The sequence below is a fragment of the Poritiphilus flavus genome (assembly GCF_009901585.1).
Lineage (GTDB): Bacteria > Bacteroidota > Bacteroidia > Flavobacteriales > Flavobacteriaceae > Poritiphilus > Poritiphilus flavus.
The window spans coordinates 194,956-210,747 of record NZ_WXYO01000006.1 but is presented as its reverse complement, the minus strand read 5'-3'; the positions used below and the strand labels follow the sequence as shown (position 1 = coordinate 210,747).

Here is a 15,792-nt window from a genome sequence, read left to right as displayed (position 1 = left end):
TTCACCAGCGGTTAGAATTTAAAATTATAGGTTATAGACGGGATGGGAATGGCAAATATGGAGCTTTGCAACGCCCTTACTTCTCCCGCTTCTGTCACAAAAAACACGGAATAGGGATTGTTTCTCCCCAAAACGTTGTAAACGGAAATTGTCCAGAAACTATGGGCCAACTTTTTAATCTTATGGTTGCCTTCAATATTTACACCCAGATCAAGACGGTAATAATCCGGAATGCGGAATTCATTACGATTACTGTAAAAAACGTATTCCGCATTGTTGAAATTGAATTGACCTATGGGATAGGTCACCGGTCGCCCCGTCTGATATGCAAAATTAAGTGACAAGCTGTAACGCCGTGTGAATTTGTAATTCGCGATAAGGCTTACGTCATGAGGCCTATCGTAATTGGATGGAAAAAATACCCCTCCATTGATACGCTCTTCCGGGAAAGGGCTGTCAAAACGGATCTTGGATCTGGAATAGGTATAGCCCAGCCATCCGTTCAGCTTACCCCGGTTCTTGCGTAAAAGGAATTCTACGCCATAGGCCCGGCCGTCTCCCTGAAGTACTTCAGTCTCTATTTGCTGGTTCAGCAGCAGTTGAGCCCCTGTCTTAAAATCCAAAACATCCTGGGAACGCTTGTAAAAGCCTTCAAGGCTTACTTCAAACATATCGTCCTCAAAATTCTTAAAGAAGCCCAGGGTAGCCTGCTGGGAGGTTTGTGGTTTGATATTGGAATCGGACAGTTTCCAGGTGTCTATGGGTGATACCGTAGTGGTATTGGACAAGGTGTGAATATACTGGTACATATTGTTAACACTGGCCTTTATCGAAAAGTCCGGTGTGATGAGATATCTGGCAGAAAGCCGTAGTTCCGGCCCGCCATAAGTCTCAATGACCTCATTGTTATCAAAGGTCTCCGTCCCTATCTGGGACCCCTGATTTCTGGGTACTCCCTCTGCATAAACCCGCTGTTCCGAAGGCCCAAGGGCTGCAAAAAATGAATAGCGTACTCCTGCATTGATGGCGAACTTTTCGGATATGGTAAAATTATCCCCTATATAAATACCTCCTTCGAAGCCTTTTTCCTCCGGAACCGTAATTGGATTGATCGCCGAATCGGGTCCAAGCGGATCTATGGAACCAGGATTTACCGTATACAATTTGGCGGCAATCCCATATTTAAAGGTATGCTTGTCGCTGTATCTGAAATTGTTGTAAAGCTTCAGTTCGGTTTCCTCTACCGAGTAGCCCAGGTCAAAATCCGTATTGCTTTCGCCATCGAACTCGATATCAAAGGCGTAACGGCTGTTAGACAATACCAGCCCTCCATTATTCCTTTCATTAAAGGTGTGTTTCCATTCCACGGAAGCTGCCCGGTTACTGTAACCAAAGAGGGAATCTGAAGTAATGCTAAAATTATCGCGGGAGTAGTAGGCCGTCGCTTTCAGGCGGTTGTTTTCATTAATGCGATCCGTATAGTTTATAATGACATCGTAGAAAGAGGCTTCACTGTTGCTAAGGTCCTCATCGTCCAGGGACCTGAGGATCCAGTCTGAATAGGCGCCCCGACCGCCCAGTACCAGGGAGGATTTGCCCTCCTTAATAGGGACTTCAAGGGCGATATTCGCCGTAACCGGTCCTATAGAGGCTTCACCAGCAAACTTGTCGGTATTCCCGTCTATGGTTTGTATATCAAATACAGAAGACAGACGGCCGGCAAATTCCACGGGGATATTGCCTTTGTATATCTCAACACTTTTGGTAACAAAGGGGTTAAGCGCCTGGAAGATCCCAAAGAAATGGGTCGGGTTATACACCACGGCATTGTCCATTAAGAACAGGTTCTGATCTGTTTTACCACCCCTGACATTGATCCCCAGTGCCCCCTCACCAGCGGTGGAGATCCCCGGAAGCGTGGTAGCTACCTGAAGGACGTTACGCTCACCAAGTACAAGGGGAATATCTTTAGTTTCTTCCGAATCTATGATCTCTGTACCTGTCACCTCCTCTTCTACATTTTTCTTCTTATCAGCCTCAAGGATAACTTCACTCAACTGCTGAACGCTCTCTCCGACGAATATGTCCAGTTGACCGGAATTGTACACGATCACGTTCTTTTTAACACTTTTCATGCCGATAAAGCGGGTTTCCAGCAGGTTGCGCCCAGCCGGAAGACTAATTTGATAATATCCGTTTTCGTCTGACACGGTACCTAACCCCCTGTTGGTAACCACTATGGCGATGTCTCCAATAGGTTCATTGGTCTTTTCGTTTCGCACATAGCCAGACAGCGTATATCTGGCCTGACGATCCTGACGGTTTTCCCTTCCAATCCGTATGGTCTCTATCTGTTCCTCTTCCGTTGAGGTCTCATCCGCATAGAAAATGGGTGTTGGCGACTCATTCTCCGGGTCTACACCGGTATCATCCGTAACCACGGGGGTTCCTTTTTGAAAGAAATCTTCCGGAAGGCTGTCGTAGATTGTATTGTTTTTGGAAAGTACCACCTCATTTTCATTCAGCTGGTAGTAATTGATATCTGTTTCCTTAAAAAGCTCTGTAAGTACCTCATCCAGGCTGGCATCTGCAAAATCCACACTTACTTTTTTAGAGCCAAACCACTGGCTGATGAAGTAGAAACGATAGGGACTCAGGCTTTCAATCTGTTTTATAACAGATTCAATATCAGAATCCTGTGCTGAAAATGTTAAGGTGTTGGTAGTTTGTGCGAAAGTTAGCGCATGCGCCAGGAAAAGCGTAAGGGCGAGTATTTTGTATCTCATTTAGACGAAAATGCGGCCCTAACCATACCCTCAGATCGATCCTAAGATCTTCTCTTCATAGCAATTTAAAGAATGGACCGGTATTGATGTTTGAATTAGCTAATCTCTTGGATTAAAGATAAGCAAAGAATTCGAAGTCTCTACGATTTCCTCTTTATTCATAAGCATTTTCCGAAATTCACCCTTATTGTATAAAACGGCCTGATCCTGGTAATAACGGCTGAAGGGATTTCCGGATTGACCGGTTGGTAAAATACTCACGCTATTTTCAATATCGGAGAAGTCTATGATACGTCTCGTAGAGGGGCCGGAACTTACGTTGTAACCGCCTTCCGTATTATCTGTAAAGGACATATTGTTGATTACCCCTCGTGTTCCTTCGATGGGAAAGGGACCAACATTAAAAAAGGACCTCAAGGCTTCTACCCGCCCAATTGGATGATTGTGCTCCAAGGTATGCAGCTTGTCCCAGGTCCAGCTGGCGCCATCCTCCCCAAATTCCATTTCCAGCGATTCAATAGCACGCACCAGGGAACGGGTAATAATGTCTTTGCGTGTTTCAACACTGTCTTCCGAATTGACATCATCCCACCAGATGGAATTTTCCATTTTTGCCATAGAAGCGATCAGGCGTTTGTACAAATGGGTCCTGAGTAGCTGATTAAAACCTTCCTCCCCCAGTTCATCCATAAAAATGTCCCTTAACAGGAAGGAGATCCATCGCTGATATACTGAGGCTGCTATGCTATTTAACGGAAAGTCCCCGTTCCAGGCGCTAAGACGATCCAGTTTTTTGATCTGATCATCGGACAGTTGTTTAACATCCACGGATTTGGCCAGGTTTTTTACAACCTCAGGACTCACTGATGAGGTCACATCCAGCATCATTTCACTTACCTGGCGCAGGTCCCAATTATCCGTAGAATCCAGCAATTGTACTATGCGTTTTGCACGGTCTTCAGGCAGATAATAGCCGGGATAAAGTCCTCCCGTAATGGAATCCGGTTGATTATTCGCTGAATACACGTAATGCGACCTGGGATTTATAGCCCTGGGATTTTCTGAATTGTCCAGGTAGCGCAATGGTTCATCTTTGGTTGAAGACCCATCCAGAATGAACTTGGTATGGGTACCATCGGGCATGAGGTAGAGCTTTGCAGTCGCAAACCATCCTATATTCCCATTGGCATCACCGTACATAATATTCAATCCCGGTGCATGAACATTAGGTAAGTTAATCCTGAAAGATTCCAGATCGTCAGCATGGCTCATACCATACAAGGCCTCCAGTAATTTATTCTCGCCCTTTGTGTACATCCACGACATGCTAACCGGGTCGCTTTCCTTCAACTCAGCCGCTATTCCATTCATGAGAGGTCCGTGAGCTGTTTTACGATAGGTGAAGGTCACACTACCCGAGTCCTTAACCACAATCTGCCGGCTAAGGGTTTCATACTCTTTCCATCCGTCAGGACTACGGTATTTGGTACTGTCATTGGGATTTTGCTGCTCGTAATAAAAATTCAGATCGTCATTCTGAAACATAGTCATCCCAAAGGCGAGATTCCTGTCATGAGCAAGGATTGGAAACGGTATACCCGCCATATGATAGCCGTATTTTTCAAAATCCGGGGTCACCAGATGTGCCTCGTACCAAACTGATGGTTGGGCAAACCCAATATGGGGGTCGTTCGCCAGGATAACCTTGCCGTTGGCTGTTTTCTCAGGGCCAAGTACCCAGCTGTTACTGCCAATGAATTGTGGTACCGGCAACTTTTCCATTGCCCTGTCGGTAACCGCAGATAGTAAATTCAGGGTAGAATCTGTTAGCCGGGGTTTATGGTTGGGGATGCGTTCCAATTCCGGTCCTATATCAATCCCAAGGTCTTTCAGGTAGTCTGGCCCCAACTTTTCCCTGATCTCAGTAAGCAAAGGGTCCGTTTTGTGGGCCATTGCGAAACTAAAGGCCATATAGCCCATAGCATTATAAACATCTACAAGCGTAAACTCGGTCTTTTCCAAACCGGTCAGGTAGAATTCAACTGGTGTCGGCCCATTGGCGATGAATTCGTTAATTCCATCCAAATATGCCTGTGAGAGTATGGCGGTTTCGCTATCCGGAGAAAGAAGCCCAACCGCCTTATTGGAGTTCTCATCTATGCCAAGTGCAAGAAAGAATTTGTCTGTCTGTATAAGGTCCTTTCCAAAAACCTCGGACAGGCCTCCACGCGCAACCCTCCTCAATAACTCCATCTGCCACAGCCTGTCCTGGGCATGTACATAACCCAGGGTCCTGAAGGCATCTTCTTCGTTCTGTGCATAGATATGCGGAATCCCATGGGGGTCAAAGTAAACCTCAACAGCGCCGGAGAGATTCGCCATGGATTCAGTTCCGTCGTAGTCCGGTTTAAGCTTTAAAAATAAGACCACTGTGGCGATCACGAGTAGTAACAACAGGGCAAGAAGAACAAGGCCAAATCTTTTTAGCTTTTTCACGTGTCAGTTTTGCATATTAAAGATAGCGGTATTTTGACGATAAAAAAACCAGGTAATCGTAAGTGAGGTTGTTGATTTTAATAGCCTGAAACTGAATAACTAAAGACGAAAATCTACTTTTTTTCAAGCAGGGCGATTTGTACGTATTTTCTTAAGCCTCCCTGGAGCCAGGCCTTGTATGTGTCGCTATCCGTTGTTTGAATCGCCGAATTCAGAACTTCTAATTCGGGAGATAACAAGACATAATACGGCTGGGAAATTGCTCCAAAATTAACGGTTTGGAAGGTTCCCCATTTTTCACCTATGGTTTCAATGGTCTTTACCCGACCCGACTGGAATTTAAAATCGAATTGCTCTGATTCCGGCAGCTGTTTCCTATCGTCAATATAAAGGGAGATCAATACAAAATCGTTTTTTAGCATATTGTAGATCTCGGGTTCACTCCAGACGTTTTCTTCCATTTTGCGACAGTTTACACAGGCCCAACCTGTGAAATCAAGCAAAACGGGCTTACCGTTTTCTTTGGCGAAAGTCATTCCCTGATCAAAGTCCTTAAAACAATCTATTCCAAGGGGACAATCGCTTTCTTTTTCAAATATGCTATAGAAATCAGGGGGTGGAAAACCACTGAGTAGTTTAAGGTTAACAAACTGAAGCGAGCCCAGGATTAAGTATATGGCGAAGAGACCACTGAGCACCCCTACTCCAATCCTGGTTTTTGAAAGTTTTTGCCCACTATCACTTTTTGTGAACCGAAGCCCACCAAAGAGGTAAATGGTAAGCAGTAATCCGAGAAGGATCCAAATGCCAAGAAATATCTCCCTTTTAAGCAGTCCCCAGTTTCCAACAAGATCCGCATTAGAGAGAAACTTCAATGCAAGGGCTAATTCCAGAAAACCCAGGACCACCTTAACCGTATTCATCCAACCTCCTGATTTCGGCAAGGAATTCAACCACGCAGGGAACAATGCGAATAAGCCAAAAGGCAATGCAAGGGCCAGGCCAAAGCCGAGCATCCCGGCAGATAAATTATCCGCTACATCGCCTACCGCCAAGGTAGTACTACCCAGCAAACCGCCTAAAATGGGACCTGTACAGGAGAATGAAACTATCGCCAGAGTAACAGCCATGAAAAAAATACCCAGGGCACCGCCTACTTTCCCTGAGGCTGCATCCATCTTGTTTGCCCATGAACTGGGCAGGGTAAGCTCGTAATAGCCAAAAAATGAGAAGGCAAAGAAAACGAAGATCAGGAAGAACAGAATATTCAGCCACATATTCGTGGCAATGGTGTTGAGGATCTGAGAGTCTACCGAATCAAACAGGTGAAATGGCAAACTCAGCAGAAAATAGATCAGGACGATAAAGAAACCGTACAGCAGTGCACTCCGAATTCCTTTTGAACGGTCTCTGGAATGCTTGGTAAAGAAAGCCACAGTAAGCGGGATCATGGGAAAAACACAGGGGGTCAGTAAGGCTATCAAACCTCCCAGGAATCCCAAACCAAAGATCATCCAAAGCGCTGAACCTCCGTTAGCATCCACTTGCCCTTCGGCACTCAGCAACTCCTTATTCTTTAGGTCGAGCTTTAGCGAAGCTGCAAGAGCTTTACTTTTATCATCCAGGGTCTTTTCCTCGGTAATGACCGCCTGACCATCCAGGGAAAAATTAAAGACGATTTCCTTGGGAATACAAACTTCCTTACATACCTGATAAAAAAGAACGACCTCAATCTGATTAGGTCTGGGTTCCAGTAGGCGGATCTTTTGCGTAAAAACCGCCTTTTTCTTGAAAAAGGTCTCGTCTACCTCAAAGATATCGCTATAAGCGGTAAGGGTTTCACTTTCTTCCGTCTCCCCAAGCAATTCATAGGATTCTCCCGCCTTTTCATAGGTAAAAACACTGGGTAAAGAGCCACCTTCCGCCGTGTACTGAGAGTATACGTGCCAGCCTTCGAGGATGTCTCCCTTAAAGACGAGTTCGTATTCAGAATCTGAAAGCTGATTCATTTCCTGCGACCACAATACAGGTTCATCCTCAGTCTGCGCAAAGGCAAGACCCAGGGTAAATAATGTCAGTATGCTAACTAAGATATGTTTCATTCCAACCAGGTAATTTTCAGGATATGCCCGGTAGCATCCGTTACCTTGAATCTATCGTCCGCACGTCTGCCTAAAATCCAGACGATGTCGTCTCCAGAGCATAAAAGCCATTGTTTTTCTTTGGCAATAATGTCCATCTTCTCGTCCTTGAAGAACTTAGAGACCTTTTTTTTGCCCTGCATTCCCAGAGGATAAAAATAGTCTCCTTTCTTCCATTTCCTTACGACCAGCTTAGGGTTTAACGTTTCTTTATCAACATATATTATCCGTTTCCCCGTCTCTTCAATGGCCTTAACTTCTTGTTTTACAAGACGAAACGGGGTTTCTTGCCCTTTATCCTCTTTAAAAACTTCATATTCTTCGTAATTCCCATCCCGCAACTCTGCCAGCAGCAATTCGTCCCGGTCTTTGAGTAAACGATGCGTTTTAGAACGGATCTCTTTGCCACTAACTGCTGTTAGCAGTGACTGTAGATCACTCCACTCTGTAAAGCCATAATCCTTAAACAACAAGTGTAAATAGGCGTCCAGTGGCTGAAGTTGACTTAGCTTATTGCAATCCACCCTGATAACATCGGCATCTGACTGGAATAGCCGGTTTCGGAGTTCGTCGGCCTGCTGCTCAAGAATCGCGGCGCTGCCACTCAGGTAGGACAGGGAATTTTTAAAATTTTTTAAAAAGGTAGGATGCAATTCCTTAAGTTTTGGCAATAGCTCATGCCTGATCTGATTCCTAAGGTATTTGGTATCCGTATTTGAAGCATCTTCACGCCATTCCAATCCTTGTTCTGATGCATACAGAACTATCTGCTCCCTGGAGAATCCTAATAATGGTCTTGCAACCCAGTCGGTTTTCCCGGGAATTCCAGCCAAACCTTCTATTCCTGAACCCCTGGAGAGATTGATAAGAAAGGTTTCCAACTGATCGTCCAAATGATGCGCCGTTAACAGCCAGGAATACCCCTTCTCCTTTACGAGCTCTTTAAACCATTCATAGCGTAGTTCCCGAGCCGCCATTTGAATTGACAGTTTATTTCTATTTGCGTAACTTTCTGTTTTAAAGCTTTTTATATAATATGGCTTTTGCAATTTATCAGCAAGTTGGCCAACGAACTTAGCATCTTTCTCACTCTCTTTTCCGCGAAGTTTGAAGTTGCAATGTGCAATCCCAAAATCCAATTTAAGTGCAGCGCATAAGTGCACCAGCACCGTACTATCCACACCCCCACTGCAGGCAATTAAGAAAGGCTCCTTCTGAATTTCAGGAAATGTCTTTTCAATATGTTCTTTGAATTCATTCAGCACAACCCAAAAGTACTTAAAGTTGTTTCTGCAGCCAATTTCGGATCTCTGTGAAGAGCTCAGACCTGCGATGGTCATAATGAAGCTCATGCAGGCACCCCTCAAAAATCTTTAAGGTTGTCTGCGTAGAATTATTGTGAAACTCCCGGGTGCCGTTTACGGCTATGATCGGATCTTCGGAACCGTGAAACAGCAAGGTATCCAGCTGCAATAAATGGGCATCTCTAATGGCCCGAATACCTGCGTCCATTACCGGAAAGGAGAACATGGGACTCACCTTGTCATGGATCAGCGGATCATTCTGATATTTCTCCACTTCTTCGGTCAGCGTTGAAATTCCCTTTGGATCCAAACCAGAAGGCAGGGTGAGTGAGGGATAAAGTTTCAGCATTAGTTTGCCTAAAAACATTTTCCAGGCGGGTGGTTTAAAGGCCAGTTTCAGATAAGGACTTGTAACTATAAGCCCGCCGATATCCGGTTTATACCTCAGAGCATAATTTAAGACCAGATTCCCACCCATGCTATGACCATAAAGAAAGACCGGCAGTTCCGGGAATCTTTGCTGAGCTTTGGTCAGGACAAATCCAAGAATATCCAGCAAGGCCTCATAACCAGGGCAATGACCCCGTTTTCCACCGGATTTGCCATGTCCAATATTATCATATAGCAATACAGCACAGGATGCTTCCAACAACGCCGGCACTACTCCTTCCAGATATCTGCCGGAATGTTCACCCAATCCGTGTACCAGTATCACAACTGCTTTTGGTTCAAGTGGTTCTACCAGTTGTAAAAAGAGTCTGGTATGCTGGGTATCCTCAAAGAATTCTTCTCGCTTCATTGGAACAAGGTCAGTATTTTTTTGCGGCACTGAAAAGAGATCAGCCTTTTTCAAGTACTTCTTTCATCGCTTTGGCCTTTATAAGGCATTCTTCGTACTCCTTTTCCGGGGACGCCTTGGCCGTAATAGCGCTTCCAACCGAGTAGGAAACATATTTTCGACTTTCGTTATACAAGATACTGCGGATAACTACATTGAAATCGAAATCCCCTTCCGGGGTAAAATACCCGACAGCACCACTATATAGCCCCCTTTTACTGGCTTCAAGTTCTTCAATAATTTTCATTGCCGAGATCTTTGGAGCCCCGGTCATACTGCCCATGGGAAATGTCTCTTTGACAAGCTCAACGGGGTCCGTGCGCTCCTCGAGCTGGCAAACAACAGTGGATATCATTTGATGTACCTGGTCAAAGGTGTAAACCTTGCAAAGCTCTTCTACCTGTACACTACCCTTCACTGCACTTTTGGAGAGGTCATTTCTCACCAGGTCGACGATCATTATGTTTTCCGCCCTTTCTTTGGGATCCTGTTCCAGGGCTTTCTTCAAACGGAAATCTTCCTCCTCATCCCCTGAGCGACGTGCTGTACCTTTTATGGGCTGGGAGATCAGTTTTAACCCCTCTTTTCTCAGATAGCGTTCGGGAGAGGCAGACATCAGGTACTGATCATCCCTCCTCAGGTAAACTGCAAAAGGTGGACGTGAGATGGCATTGAGTTCTTTAAAGGTTTTTTCAGCATCAATTTCCGTATTCTCCATAAAGAATTCCTGGCAGAAATTGGCCTCGTAGACATCTCCCCTGTGAATATGCGACAACAATTGTCTGACCCTTTCAAAATAGCTATCCTTAAATATCTGCATACGAATTCGTACCGGATGGGATTCAGATGCCGTCTTTGCTTCAGGGGGTAACAAACCAAGGATAGCCACGAAGTCCGTCCGGGCCTCCTGTTCAACTTCGTTCAGGTAGAGGAAATCCACACTATTGTCAACTATTCGTATGATCTTCAGGGGTTGAAAAAAATGGAGGTCTGGAAAGCCAAGGCCATCGGGGTTATTGGAATCCAATTGCTCTATCTCATTCTTGAGATCATAGGAGAAGTACCCGAAGATCCAGTCTGAAGTCTGCTTCCTGAATTCCTTCAAACGGTCAAAGGCGTTCGGTTTAGCCATTGTGATCTCCGTCTTTGCCTCTACCGCCAATAAAGCGTCAAAAGAGCTGTACTTCCTTTTGTGATCGTTGCTATCCAGCCAAATTAAGCGATCAAATTGCCTGGCCCATGCCAATAATTGTTCTTTGAACTTCGGAACTTCCGTAATCGTGAATGTGACCTTGTCACGCAATGGGTGTCAAATTTGAGAAAGAAAATCATTCAATGCCTTGCTGTGCGCTTCTGCCAGAGTGGAATCCGTGATTCCCTCACCTTCTTTGAAGTTCTCATTAAAACGGGGAAGTGAAAACTCGCCAAAGACCTCTGCGCCGAAACGACCAAAAATCGCACTCACTACTGCTAAGGCACCTACTCCTCCGCGTTGCCCTGGAGAGGCAGACATCAAAAGTACCTTTTTGCCTTTCAGAAAGCCTCTCTCCAGACGGGAAAGCCAATCGATCAGGTTCTTAAAGTAGGCAGAGGGGTTGCCGTTGTGCTCATTTACTGAAATGATCAGGCCCTCTGCTTTTTGTATATCGTTCTTAAGTTCTATCAGCGAATTGGAAAAGCCCTTTTCCTTTTCATAGTCCATACTATACATCGGGAACGGGAAATTTGCCATATTCAGCAGTTGAACCTGATGCGGGTCAACCAGGGTTGCGGTATATTTTACCAATTTGAAATTCACGGAGTTGGAGGAGTTGCTACCAGCAAATGCCAAGATTGTCGCCATATAATGATTATTGTGTTCTTCTTGGCGAAAATACCGCAAAACCGATTGAATTGCGAGTATTTTATCTAATTTTGCCGAGTAAAACATCCAAAAACCCTCTTATACAAGTATATAGGGGTAATTCATCGGAATGAAAACTAAAGCCGCAAGACTGTATTTCATAGACGCCATGAGGGCCTGGGCTATTCTTATGATGCTCCAGGGTCATTTCATTGACGGTCTACTGGATACGGTCTTCCGGGATCCTGATAGTTCCGTGTATACCGTCTGGAAGTATTTCCGTGGAATAACCGCACCCGTCTTTTTTACGGTGTCCGGTTTCATATTTACTTATTTACTCATCCGGGTTCCGGAGGTAGGGTTGGAAAATCCAAGGGTTAAAAAAGGACTGAAGCGCGGGTTGCAATTGCTATTGATCGGTTACCTGCTCCGACTGAATTTATTCGGGCTGTTTAAAGGACACATTTACGATGCCTTCTACCTGGTTGACGTACTGCACTGCATCGGCCTTTCGATTATCGGGATCATCGGTGTATATCTGCTTTCACAAAAAGCCCAAAAGATATTCCCGCTATTGCTGTTAGGGATAACCTTGGTGTTGTTTATGTTTGAGCCGGTCTATAAATTGTGGACCTACCCGCTCTTACCGGAAGGAATAGCCAACTATTTTACCAAAGCCAACGGTTCTGTTTTTACCATTATCCCATGGATGGGTTATACTGCTTTTGGTGGATTTTTATCTGTATTATTTACACGGTTTAAGAACTACAAAAGGCTTTATCCTGCGGCTATTGCTATATCTTCCTTATCCGGTTTTGCATTGATCTTATATTCCTCTTCCCTCTTTGTCAGTCTTTCCAGACTTACTGGAATACAGCTGTTTGCAGATATCTATTTTAACAATTATCTGTTTATCAGGCTCGGGGATGTTTTGGTAGTATTCGCGGTCTTTATGATCTTCAGATCCCTGGTTACCCAAAGGACAGTGCTCCGAATCGGCCAGAATACCTTATCTATTTACGTAATCCACTTTATTATCCTTTACGGAAGTTTTACCGGATTGGGATTGTATCGCTTTTTCCACCATAGCCTGACCCCGGCTGTGGCCATACCCGGAGCATTGGCGTTTATGGTTCTTTGTTCCTACGCCGCTCTGCAATACGATACCCATGAGGTAGCTGTAAAACAATTCATCAGCAAATCCATCAAAAGTGCCTGGTTCAGAATTGAGCCCTTTTATCAGACTGCGCAAAGGGTTTTGAAGGCGAACATCTACAAGCTACTTAGATTATTAGGGGCCGTAAAGAACTGATCTACCAGCTATTAATCATAAAATATAGTTAAAATCATAATGTTCCGGTCGGAATGTCGACTATATCTTCAGCTAGGAAAAAGATATGTTTACATTCGTCAAGTACGGAACCCTGTTTTCGTTTCTATTCAGTGCGCTTCTGCTGATTACCGTTCTGAGTCGTGAAGAAAGCGAATTCATAGATAGAACGGAAACGAGCGCATCCACCGACCTCACAGAACAAGAGATTGGCCATTTTATCAATCTGGTCACCCGTAATGAAGAAAGTGTAGCCACACAGGCCATCATATATATCGATAACAACTGGAAGCCTGGTTATGAAGTTATGCTCCTGGAGAGTATATACTTTTCCCTGAACGGCAAACATTCAGCAAAGCTTATTCATCTTTTGGAACGCAAGACGGGTAAGGCGTATGGTGCAGACCTGGACAAATGGTTTGAGTGGTTGTGGAACCGACCTGCAACCTTCTCACCTGCCTATTTTGAATTCAAAGCCCAGCTTCATCAACTCATAGATCCGCGATTCTACAAGTATTTTTCCGAACGCCATTCCACAGCCAGGATCCGATTGGATGAGGTCCGATGGGGAGGGGTGCTACAGGATGGAATACCACCCTTGCGAAACCCCAAAATGATAGCGGCAGACGGGGCTTATTATCTGAATGACGATGACGTGGTTTTTGGCATAGAGGTCAACGGAGACGCCAGAGCCTATCCAAAACGCATACTGGCCTGGCATGAAATGTTTGTAGATACTGTTGGAGATACTCCCGTGGCCGGGGTATATTGCACACTTTGCGGAACGGTCATACTGTATAAGACGGACCATAAAGGGGTCCGGCACAGCATGGGAACCAGTGGATTTCTGTATCGCTCCAATAAACTCATGTATGATAAAGAGACGCAATCTCTGTGGAGTACCCTGGAGGGGGAGCCTGTGATCGGCCCCCTGGCAGGAAAAGGCATACAATTAGACTATCTCAGTGTGGTGACCACTACCTGGGGTGAATGGAAGAAGCGCCAGCCAAAGACTACAGTACTATCTCTGGATACCGGGCACAGAAGAGATTATAGTGAAGGAGCTGCCTACCGCGATTATTTTGCGACAGACGAATTGATGTTCGGTGTTCCTAAAACTGACAACAGTCTAAAGAACAAAGCAGAGATACTGGCCATACGACTTCAGAACAAAACAAGTGAAAATCTGGCGATTTCCAGTAGATTCCTTGCGAAGAATCCCATTTACCATTCCAGGCTGGGAAACACAAATTTTACGGTATTCACGGACCGGACCGGTGCCCATCGCGTGTTCGACACCGCAGCATTAGAATTTAAGACCTACGACGGTAGATCCAAAGCACAGGACACTCAGGGAGGCAAATGGATACTGAGCGAGAACGAGTTAGTATCGGAAAGCGGTCAATCCTTAAAACGGATTCCGACTTTTAACGCCTTTTGGTTTGGTTACAAGGCGGCCTTTCCTGATGTACAATTGATCAAATGAGGAGGATTGCTATGAAGAGGAGATGCCCCATCGCGCCCTAAAGGGCGGATGGGGTTTTCTAATTTCTTCAGGCTTAGATATGCAATGGGCGGTTATCCGTAGCAGCAAGCGCGGCCTCTTTAACCGCTTCCGCGTAGGTAGGATGCGCATGGCTCATCCTGGAGATATCTTCGGCCGAAGCACGGAATTCCATTGCCGTAACGGCTTCTGTGATCAGGTCCGCGCATCGGGCCCCTATCATATGCACCCCAAGAACCTCGTCTGTGGACGCATCAGCCAGTATTTTTACGAAGCCATCAATATCCATACTTGCCCTGGACCGGCCTAATGCGCGCATTGGGAACTGGCCGACCTTGTAAGCCACCCCGGCTTCCTTGAGTTCTTCCTCCGTTTTCCCGACAGCGGCTACCTCAGGCCAGGTATAAACCACCCCGGGAATGAGATTATAATCAATATGGGGCTTTTGTCCGGCAAGGATCTCGGCAACCATGGTCCCCTCCTCTTCGGCCTTATGGGCCAGCATCGCGCCTCGTATCACATCGCCTATAGCGTAAATATTCGGAGTTGCGGTTTGCAAATGTTCGTTGACCTCTACTCTGCCGTGATCGTCAATTTTTACCCCGGCGGCCTCCGCATTCAGTCCTTCGGTATATGGCCTTCTTCCTACGGAAACCAAGCAGTAATCGCCTTTGAGAACTACCTCTTCCCCTTTGGCGTTATCTGCTTTCACCGTGATTTCCTTGCCTTTGCGTTCCACAGATTTTACCTTGTGAGAGAGGAGGAATTTCATTTTTTGCTTTTTAAGCACTTTCATCAATTCTTTAGAAAGAGAGGCATCCATTCCGGGAATGATACGGTCCATAAACTCCACTACGGTAACCTCGGCACCCAGGCGTTTATATACCTGCCCAAGTTCCAGTCCTATGACCCCTCCTCCGATGATAATCATATGCTTGGGTATTTCAGGAAGTTTCAAAGCTTCAGTGGAAGTGATAACGCGTTCCTTATCCAAAGTGATAAACGGGAGGTTTGAAGGTTTGGATCCTGTGGCTATTATGATGTTTTTAGCTTCAATGGTCTCCTTTTTGCCGTCGCTTTTAGCGATCTCAACATGTGTGGCATCCTGAAAACTTCCTAATCCCTCGTATACATCAATCTTATTCTTGTCCATAAGGAACTGCACCCCCTTGGTGGTCTGGTCTACAACGGCCTGCTTTCTGGCGATCATTTTTTCCAGATTTACTTTAACTTCTCCGGGGATCTCAATACCATGGGTCTCAAAATGCTTTACAGCATCCTCGTAGTGATGGCTGGAATCCAACAGGGCTTTGGATGGGATACAACCCACATTCAAACAGGTTCCGCCAAGGGTGGAATATTTTTCAATAATCGCGGTTTTCATTCCCAGTTGGGCACAGCGAATTGCAGCTACATAACCGCCCGGGCCGGAGCCTATAACGGCCACATCGTATTGCGTCATAATATGATTTTTGTATAAAGAATAAATTCGCTCAGAACAGGATCATTCTGAATTAACAAAAGTACGAATGTTTTACGGTTCAACAAGG

At 45.3% G+C, this 15,792-nt stretch carries 10 protein-coding genes; 2 read left to right on the top strand and 8 right to left on the bottom strand.

Annotation, left to right across the window (positions count from 1 at the left end; all coding sequences use genetic code 11):
- Positions 1–11: 11 nt before the first annotated feature.
- From GTQ38_RS13690 to GTQ38_RS13660, 7 genes are all read right to left on the bottom strand, one after another.
- Positions 12–2,786, bottom strand: a complete 2,775-nt coding sequence (locus GTQ38_RS13690; RefSeq protein WP_161436107.1) for a TonB-dependent receptor — start codon at positions 2,784–2,786, stop codon at positions 12–14.
- Positions 2,787–2,885: 99 nt separating this feature from the next.
- Positions 2,886–5,282 (bottom strand): penicillin acylase family protein, encoded by a 2,397-nt coding sequence (locus tag GTQ38_RS13685; RefSeq protein WP_161436106.1) that lies wholly within the window; start codon positions 5,280–5,282, stop codon positions 2,886–2,888.
- A 113-nt stretch (positions 5,283–5,395) separates the two neighbouring features.
- A complete protein-coding gene (locus GTQ38_RS13680; RefSeq protein WP_161436105.1) occupies positions 5,396–7,384 on the bottom strand; it encodes a protein-disulfide reductase DsbD family protein in 1,989 nt (662 codons plus the stop codon).
- A complete protein-coding gene (gene tilS, locus GTQ38_RS13675; protein ID WP_238857938.1) occupies positions 7,381–8,775 on the bottom strand; it encodes a tRNA lysidine(34) synthetase TilS in 1,395 nt (464 codons plus the stop codon). The genes GTQ38_RS13680 and tilS overlap by 4 nt, the downstream gene beginning before the upstream one ends.
- The gene (locus GTQ38_RS13670) at positions 8,702–9,526 is read right to left on the bottom strand and encodes an alpha/beta hydrolase (protein ID WP_161436104.1); all 825 of its coding nucleotides are present in this window, start codon (positions 9,524–9,526) and stop codon (positions 8,702–8,704) included. Before GTQ38_RS13670 ends, tilS begins: the two co-directional genes overlap by 74 nt.
- Positions 9,527–9,566: 40 nt before the next feature.
- On the bottom strand, positions 9,567–10,868 hold the full coding sequence (locus GTQ38_RS13665; protein WP_161436103.1) for an anthranilate synthase component I family protein: 1,302 nt from the start codon (positions 10,866–10,868) through the stop codon (positions 9,567–9,569).
- Between the two features lie 6 nt (positions 10,869–10,874).
- Complete coding sequence (locus GTQ38_RS13660) at positions 10,875–11,408, bottom strand: NADPH-dependent FMN reductase (protein WP_161436102.1); 534 nt, start codon at positions 11,406–11,408, stop codon at positions 10,875–10,877.
- A gap of 130 nt (positions 11,409–11,538) precedes the next feature.
- Between GTQ38_RS13660 and GTQ38_RS13655 the strand changes: the two genes are divergently transcribed.
- Together GTQ38_RS13655 and GTQ38_RS13650 are read left to right on the top strand one after the other, a co-directional pair.
- Entirely contained in the window at positions 11,539–12,720 is a 1,182-nt protein-coding gene (locus GTQ38_RS13655; RefSeq protein ID WP_161436101.1) for an acyltransferase family protein, read from the top strand.
- 85 nt (positions 12,721–12,805) lie between these two features.
- A complete protein-coding gene (locus tag GTQ38_RS13650) occupies positions 12,806–14,224 on the top strand; it encodes a DUF3179 domain-containing protein (RefSeq protein WP_161436100.1) in 1,419 nt (472 codons plus the stop codon).
- A gap of 73 nt (positions 14,225–14,297) precedes the next feature.
- Here the strand turns inward: GTQ38_RS13650 and lpdA are convergent, their stop codons facing one another.
- Positions 14,298–15,704, bottom strand: coding sequence for a dihydrolipoyl dehydrogenase (gene lpdA, locus GTQ38_RS13645; RefSeq protein ID WP_161436099.1), 1,407 nt, complete (start codon positions 15,702–15,704; stop codon positions 14,298–14,300).
- Between the last annotated feature and the right edge of the window lie 88 nt (positions 15,705–15,792).